The organism is Gaetbulibacter sp. NE (assembly GCF_025548475.1).
In the GTDB taxonomy this organism is placed as follows: Bacteria; Bacteroidota; Bacteroidia; order Flavobacteriales; family Flavobacteriaceae; genus Gaetbulibacter_B; species Gaetbulibacter_B jejuensis.
Genome location: NZ_JAOQHY010000001.1, coordinates 880205 through 898237, shown reverse-complemented (window position 1 = coordinate 898237; position 18033 = coordinate 880205). Strand labels below are relative to the sequence as shown.

The 18033-nt window shown below is 33.1% G+C and carries 15 protein-coding genes; 13 read left to right on the top strand and 2 right to left on the bottom strand.

The annotated features are described in order from the left end of the window. Positions 1-3: 3 nt before the first annotated feature. The 7 genes from mnmG (at position 4) to OD803_RS04135 (ending at position 8407) form a co-directional block, all read left to right on the top strand. Positions 4-1881, top strand: coding sequence for a tRNA uridine-5-carboxymethylaminomethyl(34) synthesis enzyme MnmG (gene mnmG, locus OD803_RS04165; RefSeq protein WP_262732461.1), 1878 nt, complete (start codon positions 4-6; stop codon positions 1879-1881). 1 nt (position 1882) lies between these two features. Continuing rightward, positions 1883-2347, top strand: a complete 465-nt coding sequence (locus OD803_RS04160) for a hypothetical protein (RefSeq protein WP_262732460.1) — start codon at positions 1883-1885, stop codon at positions 2345-2347. Positions 2348-2418: 71 nt separating this feature from the next. Beyond that, positions 2419-3270: a class I SAM-dependent methyltransferase gene (locus OD803_RS04155; protein WP_134198339.1), complete on the top strand. Its 852-nt coding sequence runs from the start codon at positions 2419-2421 to the stop codon at positions 3268-3270. Between the two features lie 217 nt (positions 3271-3487). Then, a complete protein-coding gene (locus tag OD803_RS04150; RefSeq protein ID WP_134198340.1) occupies positions 3488-4003 on the top strand; it encodes an OmpH family outer membrane protein in 516 nt (171 codons plus the stop codon). Positions 4004-4090: 87 nt separating this feature from the next. Continuing rightward, on the top strand, positions 4091-4984 hold the full coding sequence (locus OD803_RS04145; protein WP_134198341.1) for a LytTR family DNA-binding domain-containing protein: 894 nt from the start codon (positions 4091-4093) through the stop codon (positions 4982-4984). Between the two features lie 200 nt (positions 4985-5184). Next, positions 5185-7560, top strand: a complete 2376-nt coding sequence (locus tag OD803_RS04140; protein ID WP_262732459.1) for a TonB-dependent receptor — start codon at positions 5185-5187, stop codon at positions 7558-7560. Positions 7561-7564: 4 nt separating this feature from the next. Continuing rightward, positions 7565-8407, top strand: a complete 843-nt coding sequence (locus OD803_RS04135; protein ID WP_262732458.1) for a DUF4249 domain-containing protein — start codon at positions 7565-7567, stop codon at positions 8405-8407. A 17-nt stretch (positions 8408-8424) separates the two neighbouring features. Here OD803_RS04135 and OD803_RS04130 read toward each other — a convergent pair whose 3' ends face one another. Further along, complete coding sequence (locus tag OD803_RS04130) at positions 8425-9579, bottom strand: DNA polymerase III subunit (protein ID WP_129759788.1); 1155 nt, start codon at positions 9577-9579, stop codon at positions 8425-8427. Positions 9580-9701: 122 nt separating this feature from the next. Here OD803_RS04130 and OD803_RS04125 point away from each other — a divergent pair, with 122 nt between their 5' ends. The 3 genes from OD803_RS04125 (at position 9702) to OD803_RS04115 (ending at position 13581) form a co-directional block, all read left to right on the top strand. Further along, complete coding sequence (locus OD803_RS04125; RefSeq protein ID WP_262732457.1) at positions 9702-10889, top strand: phosphoglycerate kinase; 1188 nt, start codon at positions 9702-9704, stop codon at positions 10887-10889. Between the two features lie 115 nt (positions 10890-11004). Then, a complete protein-coding gene (locus tag OD803_RS04120; protein ID WP_262732456.1) occupies positions 11005-12582 on the top strand; it encodes a LysM peptidoglycan-binding domain-containing protein in 1578 nt (525 codons plus the stop codon). Between the two features lie 18 nt (positions 12583-12600). Then, positions 12601-13581, top strand: coding sequence for a DUF4837 family protein (locus OD803_RS04115; protein ID WP_262732455.1), 981 nt, complete (start codon positions 12601-12603; stop codon positions 13579-13581). A gap of 49 nt (positions 13582-13630) precedes the next feature. On the opposite strand, the gene OD803_RS04110 is transcribed toward OD803_RS04115, so the two are convergent. Beyond that, positions 13631-13816: a twin-arginine translocase TatA/TatE family subunit gene (locus OD803_RS04110; protein ID WP_129759781.1), complete on the bottom strand. Its 186-nt coding sequence runs from the start codon at positions 13814-13816 to the stop codon at positions 13631-13633. 115 nt (positions 13817-13931) lie between these two features. Between OD803_RS04110 and OD803_RS04105 the strand changes: the two genes are divergently transcribed. From OD803_RS04105 to OD803_RS04095, 3 genes are read left to right on the top strand one after another with little or no spacing between them, the layout of a single operon-like run. Then, on the top strand, positions 13932-14798 hold the full coding sequence (locus tag OD803_RS04105; protein WP_262732454.1) for a M23 family metallopeptidase: 867 nt from the start codon (positions 13932-13934) through the stop codon (positions 14796-14798). After that, complete coding sequence (locus OD803_RS04100) at positions 14798-16300, top strand: GH3 auxin-responsive promoter family protein (protein WP_262732453.1); 1503 nt, start codon at positions 14798-14800, stop codon at positions 16298-16300. The genes OD803_RS04105 and OD803_RS04100 overlap by 1 nt, the downstream gene beginning before the upstream one ends. A 31-nt stretch (positions 16301-16331) precedes the next feature. Next, positions 16332-18026: a DUF6909 family protein gene (locus OD803_RS04095; protein ID WP_262732452.1), complete on the top strand. Its 1695-nt coding sequence runs from the start codon at positions 16332-16334 to the stop codon at positions 18024-18026. The last annotated feature ends 7 nt before the right edge of the window (positions 18027-18033 follow it).

Sequence of the window (18033 nt, the reverse complement as noted above, 5' to 3'; positions counted from 1 at the left end):
ACTATGAGTTTATTTAAAGATACATATGATGTTATAGTTGTAGGAGCAGGTCATGCAGGTAGTGAAGCTGCTGCTGCTGCAGCCAATATGGGTGTAAAAACCTTATTGGTAACTATGAACCTTCAAAATATTGCACAAATGTCTTGTAATCCTGCAATGGGAGGAATTGCTAAAGGGCAAATTGTAAGAGAGATTGATGCGCTTGGAGGTTATAGTGGTATTGTTAGCGACCGTACGGCTATTCAGTTTAAAATGCTTAACAAATCAAAAGGACCTGCAATGTGGAGTCCACGTGTGCAAAGTGACCGAATGCGTTTTGCTGAAGAGTGGAGAAACCTGTTAGAGCAAACTCCTAATTTAGATTTTTATCAAGAGATGGTGTCTGGTTTGTTAATGGAAGGAGATAAAGTTGTTGGTGTAAAAACATCTTTAGGTTTAGAAATTAAAGCTAAAAGTGTTGTGCTAACTAATGGTACTTTTTTAAACGGACTTATCCATATTGGAGATAAAAACTTTGGAGGAGGAAGAGCAGGTGAACGTGCTGCAACAGGAATTACTGAACAGCTGGTTGATTTAGGTTTTGATTCTGGCAGAATGAAAACAGGAACACCTCCTCGTGTTGATGGTCGTTCTTTAGATTATTCAAAAATGATTGAGCAACCTGGAGATGATAATCCTGATAAGTTTTCGTATTTAGATATTACAAAACCATTAACACAGCAACGTTCTTGTCACATGACATATACAAGTCCTGAAGTTCATGATTTGCTACGAGAAGGGTTTGATAGGTCGCCAATGTTTAATGGTAGAATTAAAAGTTTAGGACCTCGTTATTGTCCTTCAATTGAAGATAAAATAAATCGTTTTGCAGATAAAGATCGTCATCAATTATTTGTTGAACCAGAAGGTTGGAATACTGTTGAGGTGTATGTTAATGGGTTTTCCACATCACTGCCAGAAGATGTTCAATTTAAAGCATTGAGTTCGGTTGCAGGTTTTGAAAACGTAAAATTCTTTAGACCAGGTTATGCTATAGAATACGATTATTTTCCACCAACGCAATTAAAGCACACGCTAGAAACTAAGCTCGTAAGTGGTTTATATTTTGCAGGACAAATTAACGGAACCACAGGTTACGAAGAAGCTGCGTCGCAAGGGTTAATGGCAGGAATAAATGCTGCTTTAAAAGTTCAAGAAAAGGATGCTTTTACCTTAAGTAGAAGTGAAGCCTATATAGGTGTTTTGGTTGACGATTTAATTACAAAAGGTACTGAAGAGCCTTATAGAATGTTTACCTCAAGAGCTGAATATAGAACGCTACTTAGACAAGATAATGCCGATTTTAGATTAACTCCTAAATCATTTGAGATTGGTTTAGCAACTCAAGAACGCATGAAGCAGATGGAAAATAAGAAGGAGCAATCTGAAGCTTTTGTGTCGTTTTTTAGAGAAACTAGTGTAAAGCCTGAAGAAGCAAATCCTGTACTTGAAGCTAAAAATTCTTCGTTGATGAAACAATCAGATAAGATGTTTAAAATCTTTTCAAGACCAAATATTACTATTGAAGACATGCGTCAATTTGAAGCTGTTGAAGCATACATCCAAGAACATAATTTGAATAATGAAGTGATTGAACAAGCCGAAATTCAAATTAAATATTCAGGATATATAGAGAAAGAAAAGAACAATGCTGATAAATTAAATAGGCTAGAAGGGATTAAAATTCCAGCTAATTTTGACTATTCTAAACTTAAATCTATGAGTATGGAAGCAAGAGAAAAATTGAATAAAATTCAGCCTGTAACCATATCTCAAGCTTCAAGAATTAGTGGAGTTTCTCCTAGTGATATTTCGGTGCTTTTAGTTTATATGGGTAGATAGAATGAGAGAAATTGTATTAAAACAACATATTTCTATTGTATCAAAAGTTATATTCTTAATTCCTTTCTTGTTTGTATCTGTTGTTTTATCAATTTTCCACCCTATGTTTTCTTTTGCAATTATCATAGGAGCTTTGCTTTTTGTATTTAATTATGACTACTTGATAAAAGCGAATTTTGACAGTTATATTAGGTTTGGTTTTTTCAATTTAAGGCTTGTCAAACTTAAGATAAAAATCATTCAACCAGAATATATTTCATTGTTTAAGCAGCGATATAAAACAGTAATGGGTTTTGGTTTTCACACGCCTTTTGGTGAAGATAAGTTTGAAATGTATTCAATTAAATTTTTCAATAAAGAAGGAAATCAAACCGTTTTTAAATCTTTTAATAAAGCTGAAGTTTTAACTTTAGGTAAAGATTTATCTAACATGCTAAATGTTGAATTGTATAATACTTTAATTTAAGTTCCACGTGGAACACTTTTATTAATTTCTTTATTTTATCATTCTGAACTTGATTCAGAATCTATTTTAAAATGAATAAAAAACCAACATATTTAACTGTAAAAGACCATTCGGTTTCTGGTGAAGATTTTCAATTAGTGTATAATGAAGAATTGGATATGTTGGAAACAACTCCTCAACCTAGTGCAAATACACTTTCTGAATATTACAAAAGTGAAGACTATATTTCGCATACCGATTCTAAAAGAAATTGGTTTGAAAAAGCATATCATTTTGTAAGAGGAATGGCTTTGAAACGAAAATTAAAGTTGATCAATTCGTTTCCAGTTTCAGGAAAAACTATTTTAGATGTTGGTTGTGGTACAGGAGATTTTTTGCTAACCGCAAAAAACAATGCTTGGAATGTTTATGGTATTGAACCAAACGAAAAGGCAAGAGCCATTGCAAATTCAAAAACAATAAATCAAGTTTTTGATACTAATACTTTGCAGGAATTTGAATCAGGAACTTTTGATGTTATTACGCTTTGGCATGTACTTGAACATTTACCAAATTTAGAAACCGAAATACAAAACTTAAACAGACTTTTAAAACCCGAAGGAAGACTTGTAATAGCAGTTCCAAACTTTAAAAGTTATGATGCAAAACATTACAGTGCATTTTGGGCAGCTTATGATGTGCCTAGACATCTTTGGCATTTTTCACAAACATCAATCTCAAAATTATTTTCAAAACACAATTTAGAAATTGAAAAAACCTTGCCAATGACATTTGATGCATTTTATGTAAGCTTACTTTCTGAGCAATATAAATCAGGATCCAAAAATCCATTAACAGCTTTTTGGGTAGGATTACAATCTAATTTAAAAGCAAAACGCACTGGAGAGTATTCTTCGCTTATTTATGTGCTTAAAAAGAGCTAAAACGCATTTTAAGGCGTTTTAAGCGTTTTTGTTATTTGTGTCCTTGTCATTTATTGGCCTTTTTTTAAATCGTTATTACACGCTTTTATATAAAGCCGTTTTTTATAACTAAAATGAATTAATCGTTAATGAAGTATTATTTTTATTAATATGTTCGTTTTTTAAGATTTCAGTTCTCAACTTTATTACATTTGCAAAAAATTAAAAACTTTAAAAAATGAAATACCTAGTTTTAATACTTGTAACAGCGTTAAGTTTTTCTTCTTGTCAAGAACAGCAAAAATTAGCTTTTATTGATAACGGAAAAGTGATTAATGAGTATCAAGAAAAAATTGACTTAGAGAAAAAGTACGAGCAAAAAGATTTAGCTTTTCAAAAAAGAAGAGATAGTATGATTAGCAATTATCAATTAGAGTTAAAAGAAGCTCAATTAAAAGCTAAAAATATGTCTCAGGCTAATCTTCAAAAATTATCTCAAGAAATTCAGCAAAAAGAGCAGTTGTTGACTCAAAGAATTCAAATGGAGCAACAACAAATGCAAAAAGCATTTCAAACTGATATTGATTCATTAATCGTTAAAGTAAAAAACTTTGTAAACGATTATGGTAAAAAGAACCAATATTCTTACATTTTTGGAACTAGCGATACTGCAGCAAGTGTACTTTATGGTTCAGAAGACCTTTCTCAAACAATTATTGATGCGTTAAACGCAGATTATAAAAAAGAAGAGTAAGCGACTAAAATAATTTTAACATAACAAACGTTATTGTAAAGCTAGATGGATTCCGTCTAGCTTTTTTAGTTTAACTAATCATACACAATGCAAATACGAGAGTATTTAAAAGAACCTTTTGATTATTTTGATGACAAGAAATCGAAATGGCTTTACATAATAAGTGCTATTGTATTTTCTCATTTATTCCTTATTATTTTTCAGCCTTACGGTATTTCAGAAGAAATGTCAAACCCTGTTAACAGTACGCTTAATAAGTTTTTGTTTTTCTTTTCCATTGCATTAAGTACGTTTTTAGCATTAACACTTTCACAATTCTTTTTTAGGCAACTATTTGGTTTTCAAAATATTAAAATTAAAAAATATATATTTTGGCTGTTGATTGAGGCTTTAATTTTGCTGTTTATAAACTTTGGAATGTCTTTTATTATTCCTGATTTAGGTAACGATTTTGAACAAGAACTAAACATTTGGTTTCAGGTAAAAATGTATCCTAAGCTGTTATTGATTTTAATTTTTCCTTTTTTTGGAACAGTCATTTACATAGCCATAAAACGACTTCAAACCGAAGTAAAGGAACTAGATCAGCAACTACTTACATTTAAATACAAATACGATAAAACAAAGCAAAAAGACACGTTAAACTTATTAGACGAGAACAATCAATTAGACATTGCTTTATCTATAAATGAGATTGTATACATAGAATCTAGCAATCAATATGTTGTAGTTAATTTTATAAAAAACAATACTATTAAAAAACACATTGTAAGAAATAGACTAAAACACATATTGTCTCAAACCGAAAACTTACCAATTAAACAATGTCATAGGTCGTTTGCTGTAAATTTAATTCACGTGAAACATTTAACCAGAAAAAACGGAAAAGCATTTTTAGTGCTTAACACCAATTTTGAGGGGTTAAAAATCCCAGTTTCCAACTCTTTTTTAGAAGCTATAAAGAAGGATTTGGACAATTAAACACTTTTTATTGCTACAATTGATTCTAAAACCAGGACAATTCACTCCAAAACTGTAACAATTCACTCCAAAAGATCGTCTAGAATATGGATTTCATCAATATTTGAAATTATTTTGCGTTAACAAATCCATAAAGTAAAAATCGATTTTATTCTATTTCAAACCTTAATTTTATCAATCAAAAAACAGAACAAAAACTAATGAAACAATTATGTTTAGTCCTTTTCCTATTTACTAGCTTATGGTGTCAAGCACAGGAACAATACAGTATTAGCGGTACCATTAAAGACCTTACTAATGGCGAAACACTTTTAGGAGCAACCGTTTATTTAAAAGACACCAATTATGGAGCTACAACCAACGAGTATGGTTTTTTCTCTTTAACAGCTCCAAAAGGGAGTTACACTTTGGTTATTTCTTACGTTGGTTATTTGTCCGTAACTAAAGAAATAACCTTAAATGCCGATCAAAAACTAGATTTCGAGTTACAAGAATCGGCAACTGCATTAGATGAAGTAATCATTGTAGCAGAAGAATCTGAAGTAGTAAGCATTAGAAAACCACAAATGAGCGTTTCTAAACTTAATGCGCAAACCATAAAACAAATGCCAGCGGTTTTAGGAGAAGTTGATGTTGTAAAATCTATTCAATTGCTTCCTGGTGTAACCAATAATGGAGAAGGTTCAGCTGGATTTCATGTTCGTGGTGGAGCAGCAGACCAAAACCTAGTGCTTTTAGACGAAGCTATAATTTATAACACGTCACATTTCTTTGGGTTTTTCTCAGTATTCAATTCAGATGCTATAAAGAACATTAAACTCTACAAAGGAGACATTCCTGCAAAATATGGTGGTCGTGTGTCCTCTGTACTTGATGTGAGACAAAAAGATGGAAATAGCAAACAATTTGGACTTACAGGAGGTATTGGTTTAATCTCTAGTAGGCTAACAGCCGAATCGCCTTTATTTAAAGATAAAGGCTCGTTTTTAATTGCTGGTAGAGCATCTTATGCACACCTATTTATGCCACTTATTGAAAATGTAAAGGACGATAAAATTTCGTTTTACGACCTTAATCTTAAAACCAATTATGAGATTAATAAAAACAACAAGTTGTATTTGTCTGGTTATTTTGGTCGCGACGTATTTAATCTATCAAAAATTATAGAAAACAACTATGGTAACGCAACTGGTAACTTACGTTGGAATCATGTGTTTAACGATAGGCTGTTTTCAAACCTATCTTTTATTTATAGCAAATATGATTACAACATTGTGCTAGATTTTATTGAACTAGATTGGGATGCAGACATTACCAATTTTAATGTGAAATATGATTTAGGTTACTACGTAAATAATGATATTACGCTCGATTTTGGTATTAGTGGATTAACCTACAATGTTAATCCTGGAGAAGTAAGACCATCTTCAGAAACATCACCAATTAATCCTCTAAAATTAGACGAAAAACGTGCTTTTGAAGGTGCTGCTTACATAAGTGCGGAACATCAAATTTCTGATAAACTTGCCTTTAACTATGGGTTACGCTACAGTGCGTTTTCTAGACTTGGAGGACAAAGCATGACTAATTATGTAAACAATCAACCTGTGGTTTACAATAACGATTTAGGAATTTACGAACGTGGTGAAGCAGAAAGTGAAACAGCGTACAGTAAAAGCGAAAGCATTAAAACCTTTGGTAATTTTGAACCTAGACTAGGCGTATCTTACCAACTTAACAATGCGTCTTCCATTAAGGCGAGTTACACCAAGTCAACGCAATACTTGCATTTGCTATCCAACACGTCGTCAGTTACACCATTAGATGTTTGGACACCAAGTGGAAAGTACATAAAACCTCAAATTTCTAATCAGTTTGCTATGGGTTATTACAAGAACTTTAAAGACAACACTTACGCTCTGGAGTTGGAAACCTATTACAAGCATGTTGATAATAGAATTGATTATATAGACGGTTCTGATTTAATAGGGAACAACAATATTGAAACTGAAATATTAAATGGTGAAGCTAGAGCTTACGGTTTGGAAGTATTGCTTAGGAAAAACAAAGGTGATTTCACTGGTTGGTTGGCCTATACACTTTCAAAGTCTGAGCAACGTGCTGTTGGTGGAAATGCTGGTGGACCAGGAATTAACAATGGAGATTGGTACAATACACCTTATGATCGTACTCATGATATTTCTTTAACAGGAGTTTATAAACTGAATGACAAGTGGAGCTTCAGTTCAAATTTTGTGTTTCAAACAGGACGTCCTGTAACGTATCCTAACGGACAGTACAACTACGAAGGATTATCAGTTGCAACCTATTCAAACAGAAACGAAGACCGTTTACCTGCTTATCACAGATTAGACGTTTCTGCAATTTATAAACCAAACAGAAATCCTGATAAACGCTGGAAATCAGAATGGGTTTTTGGTATTTACAATCTGTACAGCCGAAAAAATGCAGCCTCAATTAGTTTTAGTCAAAATAGGGAAACAGGCTTAAACGAAGCGTCTAGAATTTCCATTTTTGGCATCATTCCTTCAGTAACTTATAACTTTAAATTTTAATTCCATGAAACGATATATATTAATAGTATTTACCCTAGGTTTTTTATTGACGTCTTGCGAAGACACCATAGATGTAGATGTTCCAACAGCACAAGCCAGATTAGTGGTAGAAGCCTCATTAGATTGGGAAAAAGGCACGACAGGAAATGTGCAGTCCATTTCATTGAGTATGTCAACACCGTTTTTTGATACAGACCAAGACACTAGTGTTACAGGAGCAATTGTAACTGTTACCAATGAAGACTCTGGAGAGGTTTTTCCTTTTGATGACAACAATGACGGCACCTATTCAACAAGTACTTTTGTTCCTATTTTAAATAATACGTATCACCTAGAAATTGTTTATGATGGTGAAACGTATGAAGCAACTGAAACCTTGATGTCGGTTTCAGATATTAATGAAGTTAATCAAAGCATTGAAGGCGGATTTGACGACGAGTTACTAGAACTCAATTTATACTTTACAGATCCTGCTAATATTGAAAACTTCTACCTAATAAAGTATGATGTTGAAGGTGATTTGTTTCCGTATTTAGAAGATGTGTCTGATGAATTTACTGATGGTAACCAAATTCATGATTTCCTTGAAAAAGACGATGATGAAGACAGTGAAGAAACGCCTTTTGAAGCAGGAGATGTCGTTAATATTAGCCTTTACGGAATTTCTGAACAATATTACAACTTTATACGTTTGTTAATTGAGCAACATGGTAGTCAAGGCGACCCATTTAGCTCTACAGCAGCTTTAATAAGAGGAAATTGTATTAACCCAACCAACCCAGATAATTATGCGTTTGGTTACTTTAGGGTTACCGAAGTAGATACTGCTACTTATACTTTTGAATAAAAAATAAAAGCCAGCAATTAGCTGGCTTTTTTATGTAATAAACGTGTGAGTTTTATTGATAAGTCGGTTAAAATAATTTTGGCATTTCCGTTTCGTTCTATATGATAAATAGCATCTTGCAGCTCGTTGGAAATATCCATAATATTATTACCATGAACAAAAGGCGCAAACTTTTCTAGCTTAAAACTTTCTGATTTTGGTTCTACAAAAACAAGCTCTTGCGCATTATAATTTAACAATAAGGCTTGCCTAAAATAGTCCATACAAAAATGTAAAAACTGCTTTTGGGTTTCACGACCAGTTTTGGCAATAGTTTCACTCCAAGAAATCAAATCGTGTATTGCGGCTTTGTTTCCTTTGGCTTTAAATGCCGAACGAATCCAATACACAAACCATTCTTCAAACTGAATGTCTTCAGAATCGTGATACACTAAATCACAAGCTTTGTTATAATTACCATTAGCTTGATGTGCAATTTTAGTAGCATCTGCTTCGGCAATATCAAACTGTTGTAGCAGTGCGTTTTTAATATCCAATTCAGCTAATGGCGGAAAATGCAGCACTTGACAACGTGATAAAATGGTATTTATAATTTGCTCTTCGTCTTCAGCAATAAGAATAAAAATGGTTTTTTCTGGTGGCTCCTCAATAAGCTTAAGCAACTTATTAGCAGCCGAAGTATTCATTTTTTCAGCCATCCAGATAATCATCACTTTGTAACCGCCTTCATAAGATTTTAAGGCTAAAGATTTTACAATATCTTGTGCCTCATCAACACCTATTTGACCTTGCTTGTTTTCAATTCCTAGTTTTTTGTACCAATCAAATAAATTGCCATAAGGTTGCTCTTTTAACAATTCTCGCCATTCTTCTAAAAAATGAGACGAAACAGGGTGTTTTTTCACCTTGTCGTTAGCAGCAACAGGAAAAGCAAAATGCAAATCAGGATGCGAATAGTTTTTAAATTTTAAGTTACAAGCATCATTTCCGCCTGTATTTTCACCATTTAAGTTTTTGCACAAAAGGTATTGCGCATAGGCAATTGCCATTGGTAAAGCACCACAACCCTCTGGACCAACAAACAATTGCGCATGCGAGATACGACCATTGTCGGCACTTGTGGTTAAATGGTTTTTTATATGTTCTTGCCCTATAACTTCTGTAAACAACATATCAGCAAATATATGTTTTTTAATACTTCTTTTAAGATGAAATCGTTTTCGTTGAAAAACCGATTTTTTGGAGTAATTTAATTAACTACATTTGTGCTATTAGGATATAAAATAAACAACCAATGAAAACAATAAACGACTTCAATTTTGAAAACAAAACAGCTTTAATTCGTGTAGATTTTAATGTGCCTTTAAACGACGCTTTTGAGGTAACAGATACCACAAGAATTGTATCAGCTAAACCTACAATTATTAAAATTTTAGAAGATGGAGGAAGCTGTGTGTTAATGTCGCATTTAGGAAGACCAAAAGGTGTTCAAGAAGAGTTTTCATTAAAGCATATTGTTGATAAAGTTTCAGAAACCATAGGTGTTGCTGTAAAATTTGTTCCTGATTGTGTTGGAGCAGAGGCAGAGGAAGTTGTAAAAAACCTTCAACCAGGAGAAGTAGTGTTGTTAGAGAATTTACGTTTTTATGCTGAGGAAACAGCTGGCGACAAGGCGTTTGCTGAGCAATTGTCTAAACTAGGAGACATTTATGTAAACGATGCTTTTGGTACTGCGCATAGAGCGCATGCCTCAACAACTATTGTCGCTGAGTTTTTCCCAGAAAATAAATGCTTTGGTAGTTTATTGGCTAAAGAAATAGAAAGTATTGATAAAGTAATGACGTCTGGAGAAAAACCAGTTTTAGCAGTACTTGGAGGCGCAAAAGTGTCTTCAAAAATTACCATTATAGAAAATATTTTAGATAAAGTTGACCACTTAATAATTGGTGGTGGTATGACATTTACCTTTGTTAAAGCTCAAGGCGGAAGCGTAGGAGATTCTATTTGTGAAGATGATAAAATGGAGTTAGCCTTAGATATTTTAAAACAAGCCAAATCAAAAGGTGTTCAAATTCATTTACCTGTTGATGTGCTTGCTGCAAATGCATTTAGTAATACTGCCGAAACACAAATTATGGATGTAACTAAAATCCCTGACGGTTGGCAAGGTCTTGATGCTGGACCAAAATCATTAGAAAACTTCAAAGAGGTTGTTTTACAGTGTAAAACTATTTTATGGAATGGACCTTTAGGTGTATTTGAAATGGAAACCTTCTCTAAAGGAACTATTGCTTTAGGCGATTATATTGCTGAAGCTACTAAAAATGGTGCCTTTTCGCTTGTTGGTGGAGGAGACTCAGTTGCTGCTGTAAAACAATTTGGGTTCGAAGACAAAGTAAGTTATGTAAGTACTGGAGGTGGAGCTATGCTAGAAAGCTTAGAAGGAAAAACCTTACCAGGTATTGCTGCTATTTTAGAATAACACAGTTTTTTACTGTACATTGAGTTTCTGTTAAAAAAGTATTGCTATCTTTCATTTTAGATAAAAAAATACGATTTTAGCTTATCTGCCGTTGGTAGATAAATACATGTTTTCGATGAAACCTAAACTAAAAACCCTAACACTAGGCGCATTGTTGTTGTGTGCTATTTGTTTTTCCCAAGAAAAGGCTAAAACAAAAACCACAAAAGACACTTTGGTTAAAACAACTGAAAAAGTAATAGATTCGGTTGTAGATGGAAAAACTATTCCTATAAAACCCATTTCTCCTGTACAAGATTCATTATCCATAAAAGAGCTTAAAGATCATGAATTGGCATTGGAACTTGACGAAAAATGGCTAGAGGAATTGTACAGTAACACGCTGTTTGATACCATTTATAAAACGGTTTCTGAACTAGATTACAAAGACATTGATTTTCCTGAACTTTCAACAGATACGCTTAAAGCAAGATTAGCAAAGTTAAACGCCAGAACACCTTTTAATGTTGAATATAATACGTCGTTAGAGAGTGTTATTAAACGCTTTTTAAAATACCGACGAAACTCTTTTGAAAGACTCATGGGATTAAGCCATTATTATTTCCCAATGTTTGAAGCAGAGTTTGATAACTACAACATTCCTTTGGAAATGAAATACCTTTCTATTGTAGAATCAGCTTTAAAACCCAGAGCAAAATCTAGAGTAGGAGCAACAGGTTTATGGCAGTTTATGTTTGCCACAGGAAAGCAATATGGGTTAGATGTAAGTAGTTATGTAGACGAACGTAGCGACCCAATAAAATCAACAAAATCTGCAGCTACTTATCTTTCAAAATTATATGAAATTTTTGGTGATTGGGATTTAGCTTTAGCAGCCTACAACTCAGGACCAGGAAATGTTTCCAAGGCGATTAGACGTTCTGGAGGTTATGAAAACTATTGGAATATAAGACACAATCTTCCTCGTGAAACAGCAGGTTATGTTCCCGCGTTTTTAGCTACAATGTACATTTTTGAGTTTGCCGAAGAACATGGTTTTAAACCTGAAAAACCTCAGTTTCATTATGTAGAAACTGATACGATAAGAGTAAAGCAAATGATAACGCTCGATCAAGTTTCAGAGGTTACTCAAGTGCCAATTGAAGAGCTTCAGTTTTTAAACCCCTCTTATAAACTAGACATCATACCACATATTGAAGGTAAAGATTATTACTTGCGCCTTCCAAGGCAAGCGGTTGGATCTTTTGTGGCTAACGAAGAGCAAATTTATGGTTATGCAAAAGCAGAGTTTGACAAAAGAGAAAAACCTTTACCACAGTTTTTTAATGCAGATACCAAAACAGTATATCGAGTTAAAAGTGGTGATTACTTAGGAAAAATTGCGAGAAAATTTGGAGTAAGAGTTAGTCAAATAAAGCAATGGAATGGTTTAAGAAGTAATAATTTAAGAATAGGACAACGCTTAACAATATACCCTCGAAACCCTTCGGTTTCAAGTAGCCCAAAGCCTACCACAACAGTTACTAAAACGGTAGATGTTGCTAATAAAAAGACCTACAAAGTTCAAAAAGGAGACTCTTTGTGGAGTATTTCTCAAAAATTTCCTGGAATTTCTGTTCAAAATATTAAAGATTGGAACGGTATTAGTGGTACAAAGTTGAAAATAGGAATGACTCTTATAGTTTCAAACTAAAAAAACTAAAGTTACACAATGAAAAAACTAACCACATTAGCACTACTTTTATTTGTTGTCCTAGTAGGATGCGATGAAAAAAAATCTAAAGGACAACGTATTGTTCCAAGTTCGTCAGGAAACATCAATGAACTTTTGGTTGTTGCCGACAATTTATTATGGGAAGACAGCGTTGGAGAAAGCATTAGAGGCATACTAGCTGCTCCAGTACACGGTTTGTCTCAAGACGAACCACTGTTTTCTATCAGTCAAATGCCTACTCAGGTATTTTCTGGTTTTACAACAAAAAACAGAACTATTTTAAAAATTGAAAAAGGCAAAGCTGCAGGAACTAAAATTGCACATGATGTGTTTGCAAAGCCACAAACCGTTATTGTTGTTTCTGGTCAAACAGATGCTGAAATTATTGAGCAATTAGAAACTAATGCTGATAAAATTGTTGATGCCTTTAAAAAGGAGGAAATTAAAGAAAAACAACGACGAATTAATCTTTCGCTTTTCGACTCAAAACCTATAGAGGATAAGTTGGGAGTGTCTATTAAATTTCCATCAGTTTATAGAATTGCAACTGCAACTGACGATTTCTTTTGGATTCGTAAAGACATCCAAACAGGAAATATGGATTTAATGATATATGAAGTACCTCTTGATCATATAAGAAAAGGCGATAGTGCAGTAATTGATATTGTAAGAATGCGAGATTCTATTGGAGAAAAACACATTCAAGGACGATTGGAAAACACACACATGATTACCGAAAAGGCGTATGCACCTTACATTTTTGAAACCATTATTGACAATAAGCCTACAATAGAGACAAAAGGTATTTGGGAAGTTAAAAACGACTTTATGTCTGGACCATTTATCAATTACGCTATTGAAGATGAAATTAACAAAAGATATATTGTAGTTGAAGGTTATGTTTTTGCGCCTTCAATAAATAAAAGAGATTACATTTTTGAACTAGAATCGATAATACGATCTACAACAATCAAATAAGAAAAAAGCCAACTTAAATGTTGGCTTTTTTTATTAGAATATATCAAGTTTATTCTTTCTTGTCGGAAGGTGTTTTTTCGTCTTCTTTACTGGCATCTTTAAATTCTTTAATACCACTTCCTAAACCTCTCATAAGTTCAGGGATTTTTTTACCACCAAATAATAATAATACCACTACAACTATTAAAACAATTTGCCATGGTCCTGGAGCTAAAAATATACTTGCTGCTATCATAACATTTTAATTTGAATTGCAAATTTAATAATTAAAGTTCAATTTAAGCGTTTAAAAGCAAACTTTAAGAAATAGCATTATAACTTGCGTTTATTTTAATTAATTTTGCTTTGCAATGGCTAAAAAAAAGAAAGAAAAAAAATTCGCTAAAAAACTGCTTCACAAGTATAGGCTAGTTATTTTAAACGAGGATACTTTTGAAGAACGTTTTGCTATAAAACTAACAAGACTTAATGTTTTTGTTATTGTAGCGCTTTCAACAATATTATTAATTACAGGAACCATTCTTTTAATAGCATTTACCTCATTAAGAGAGTACATACCTGGTTACTCTTCAACAGCATTAAAAAAACAAGCTACTGAGCTTAATTATAAAACTGATTCGTTACAGCAAGTGATTCATATGAATGAACGCTATTTCGAGTCCATTAAAAAAGTACTTACAGGAGATGTAAAAACGGTCGATTTCAATAAAGATTCTATTATTGAAGCTGTAAACAAAGACCTTAATGATATAAACTTAACACCTAGTAAAGAAGATTCATTATTACGAGAAAAAGTAGATAAAGAAGATAAATACAACCTATTTGAATCTGCTATTTCTGCATCAAATTTTGTATTGTTTCCTCCTGTTAACGGAACAATTTCTGAAGAGTATAATGTAAAGGACAAACACTATGCTGTAGACATAGTTGTTGCAAAAGACACACCTGTAAAAGCCACTGCTGATGGTACAGTTATTTTTGCCGAATGGACTGCAGAAACAGGTTATGTGGTTATTATTGAGCATACTTATGAGCTAATATCAGTTTATAAACACAACGCATCAATAACTAAGCAACAAGGCGATTTGGTAAAAGCAGGCGAAGTTATTGCTATGGCAGGAAACACAGGACAATTTACAACAGGACCTCACCTTCATTTTGAACTTTGGAATAGAGGCTATCCAGTAAACCCAACTAATTTTATCGATTTTAAGTAATGTTTTCAATAAAATCTGCACTTGCTAAACCGTTTGCCAAAAGAGTAAAAAAGTCGATATTAAAATGGGCTAATAACCCTATTAAAACACAAGAAAAAGTCTTTCAAGAACTAATAAGTACTGCAGCAGCTACGCAATTTGGAAAAGATCATAATTTTATTGGAATTAATAATCACAACGATTTTGTAAAAGCGGTTCCTGTAAGAGATTATGAAGACCTAAAGCCTTATGTAGAACGAGTTGTTGCTGGCGAAGAAGATATACTTTGGAAAGGGAAACCAATCTATTTTGCTAAAACCTCAGGGACAACATCTGGTGCAAAGTATATTCCATTAACAAAAGAAAGCATGCCAACTCATGTTGAAGCTGCTAGAAACGCTATTTTAATGTACATAGCCGAAACAGGAAACAGTAAGTTTGTTGATGGGAAAATGATTTTTCTTCAAGGAAGTCCAATTTTGGAGAAGAAAAATGGTATAGAACTAGGACGACTTTCAGGAATTGTAGCCCATTATGTGCCTAATTATCTTCAAAAAAACAGAATGCCATCATGGGAAACCAATTGCATTGAAGATTGGGAAACTAAGGTAAATGCTATTGTTGACGAAACTTTGCCTGAAAACATGACGGTTATTTCTGGTATTCCGTCTTGGGTTCAAATGTATTTTGAAAAAATTAAAGAAAAAACCAATAAAAACGTTGGAGATGTCTTTAAAAACTTCAGCTTATTCATTTTTGGAGGTGTAAACTACGAACCTTATAAAGCTAAATTTGAAAGCCTTATAGGCAGGAAGGTTGACAGTATTGAACTATATCCAGCAAGCGAAGGTTTTTTTGCTTTTCAAGATAAACAAAACGAAAAAGGAATGCTATTGCAATTAAACTCAGGAATTTTTTATGAGTTTATTAAAGCTGATGAGTTTTTTGAAGAGAGTCCCAAACGAATTACGATTAAAGATGTTGAGGTTGGTGTAAATTATGTTATGATTATCTCCACCAATGCAGGCTTGTGGGCTTATAATATAGGAGATACAGTTGAGTTCACTTCAATAAAACCGTATCGTGTAATTGTATCTGGAAGAATAAAACATTTTATTTCTGCTTTTGGAGAACATGTCATTGGTAAAGAGGTTGAACAAGCATTACAAGAAGCGGTTGAAGGGTCCAATATTCAGGTTACAGAATTTACAGTTGCGCCACAAATTAATCCAACATCAGGATTACCATATCACGAGTGGTTTATAGAGTTTGAAAACGAGCCTGAAAACCTTCTTGAATTAGAAGAAAAGATTGATAAATCATTACAAAAACAGAACAGTTATTACTTTGATTTAATCGAAGGAAAAGTTCTTAGACCGTTAAAAATCACTCTAATAAAAAAAGAGGGCTTTAAAAATTACATGAAAAGCATAGGAAAATTAGGCGGTCAAAACAAATTGCCTAGACTTTCAAACGGAAGAGATATTGCGACTAGTTTAATAAAGCTTAATTTAACTAAATAATAGTGTTATATTTGCTCGCCAAATAGTTAGTATGAACAAAAGTAAACGCCATGACAGAACGAGAGCTCAAGAAAGCTCGAATGCTATAGAAAGGATGTACATTACCATGAGGCATCTCTTTAATAGAGGATTTTATAAGCCTATGGGAGTTTCTGGTGAAACACTTCGAGAGTCGTTATTGCTACTTAGACCAGAAATTTACGGTTCTATTTCAGAAGAAAAAGCAGAGCTTGAAGGACTTCTGTATGTAATTGATAGATTACCTCAAGGTATTGAAGAATGTACGTTTATCAACTTAACAAGCGATGAAGGTTATGCAAATTCACATTTCAAACCCATAATTCCTCCAAAACGAAGAAGAAATTGCTACAGGATTGATGATGAGCAGATGAATATTGAAATCACTAGAGGACGTTCAGAGATTTACGATATTCTTACACACCTTACGTTTCTTTTCGTAGAGTCTCACAAAATAAGCAACCGTGTTTTAATAGACGAACAAGGTACAACAACAAGAGATTGGATAAAGCTTGAAAAAGCAGTTTTAAAAAGTAGTAAGTTAGATCAAAAAGAGCGAGAAATAGCTGTAACTCATACGGCAAATATTTTAGGCAGAACGTTTAACGAGTTAATGTCTATTTACGATAGTTTTTCTATACCTACACAACCAGAACGATTTTTACATATAGTATACTGGTTGGGTAAGTTAGCAATAGAAGAGACAGTTAATAATAACAAACGAACTGTAACTTTTAGTCCTGTTTTAAGAGAAAGATTAGGACATCATATTCATGGAGAAATTTGGGCTGATAACATAAAAAATGTATTAAAGAGCAACAATTTATTGGATCGCGAGATTCATGTTATTAGTGCTAATATGCACAGTGTTATGAACTCTCTATTTATGCCACAAGCGTTAAAAACGTTTGCAGCTAAGAAAGACATTTTTGATGTATACCAAGCTTTAAGTCAAAAAGAGAATAAGGCATTACGCAATAAAGTAGAAAAAGTTGCGTTGCAGAATGGAATGATTTATATTCCAGATAACTCAGGAGCTAATATTGATGTGCAAATTTTTGACACCTCTAAGATTGATTTCTCAAAGCTAGACATAGATGTTGATAGAGAAAAAGTATCTAAGACTAGCGAATTGCCTGTTATAATTGTTATGGATTATGCATTTGGAGAACAAGCTTACGAAACTATGGATGAGCTTTTAAAACCTTTAAAAGTAGGAGCAACAAACACACACCTTAATGTAGCGTCAATATCTTTAATGGGTAAAGCAGGAATTTTAGAAGGAAAAAAAGGAGATATTATGATACCTTCTGCGCATATTTTTGAAGGTACAGCAGATAACTACCCTTTTAAAAATGAATTAAGTAAGGCCGAATTAGAAGGTAATGATATAGATGTTTATGAAGGATCTATGATTACGGTCTTAGGAACATCTTTACAAAACAAAGAGATACTAAAGTTTTTCTTTAATTCTACATGGAATGTAATTGGCTTAGAAATGGAAGGAGCTCACTACCAAAAGGCTATCCAAGCAGCATCAAAAGTTAGAGGGAATATAGGACCTGATGTTAAAGTAAGGTACGCTTATTATGCTAGTGATAATCCTTTAGAGACAGGGAGTACATTAGCATCAGGAGGGTTAGGAACCTCAGGAGTTAAACCAACATACTTAATCACAAGACAAATTATTAAACAAATATTTAATTAATCATATC

Excerpts from the sequence above, each read along its gene's own strand:
- mnmG (WP_262732461.1), top strand. The coding sequence starts at position 4 with ATGAGTTTATTTAAAGATACATATGATGTTATAGTTGTAGGAGCAGGT.
- OD803_RS04160 (WP_262732460.1), top strand. The coding sequence starts at position 1,883 with ATGAGAGAAATTGTATTAAAACAACATATTTCTATTGTATCAAAAGTT.
- OD803_RS04155 (WP_134198339.1), top strand. The coding sequence starts at position 2,419 with ATGAATAAAAAACCAACATATTTAACTGTAAAAGACCATTCGGTTTCT.
- OD803_RS04150 (WP_134198340.1), top strand. The coding sequence starts at position 3,488 with ATGAAATACCTAGTTTTAATACTTGTAACAGCGTTAAGTTTTTCTTCT.
- OD803_RS04145 (WP_134198341.1), top strand. The coding sequence starts at position 4,091 with ATGCAAATACGAGAGTATTTAAAAGAACCTTTTGATTATTTTGATGAC.
- OD803_RS04140 (WP_262732459.1), top strand. The coding sequence starts at position 5,185 with ATGAAACAATTATGTTTAGTCCTTTTCCTATTTACTAGCTTATGGTGT.
- OD803_RS04135 (WP_262732458.1), top strand. The coding sequence starts at position 7,565 with ATGAAACGATATATATTAATAGTATTTACCCTAGGTTTTTTATTGACG.
- OD803_RS04130 (WP_129759788.1), bottom strand. The coding sequence starts at position 9,579 with ATGTTGTTTACAGAAGTTATAGGGCAAGAACATATAAAAAACCATTTA.
- OD803_RS04125 (WP_262732457.1), top strand. The coding sequence starts at position 9,702 with ATGAAAACAATAAACGACTTCAATTTTGAAAACAAAACAGCTTTAATT.
- OD803_RS04120 (WP_262732456.1), top strand. The coding sequence starts at position 11,005 with ATGAAACCTAAACTAAAAACCCTAACACTAGGCGCATTGTTGTTGTGT.
- OD803_RS04115 (WP_262732455.1), top strand. The coding sequence starts at position 12,601 with ATGAAAAAACTAACCACATTAGCACTACTTTTATTTGTTGTCCTAGTA.
- OD803_RS04110 (WP_129759781.1), bottom strand. The coding sequence starts at position 13,816 with ATGATAGCAGCAAGTATATTTTTAGCTCCAGGACCATGGCAAATTGTT.
- OD803_RS04105 (WP_262732454.1), top strand. The coding sequence starts at position 13,932 with ATGGCTAAAAAAAAGAAAGAAAAAAAATTCGCTAAAAAACTGCTTCAC.
- OD803_RS04100 (WP_262732453.1), top strand. The coding sequence starts at position 14,798 with ATGTTTTCAATAAAATCTGCACTTGCTAAACCGTTTGCCAAAAGAGTA.
- OD803_RS04095 (WP_262732452.1), top strand. The coding sequence starts at position 16,332 with ATGAACAAAAGTAAACGCCATGACAGAACGAGAGCTCAAGAAAGCTCG.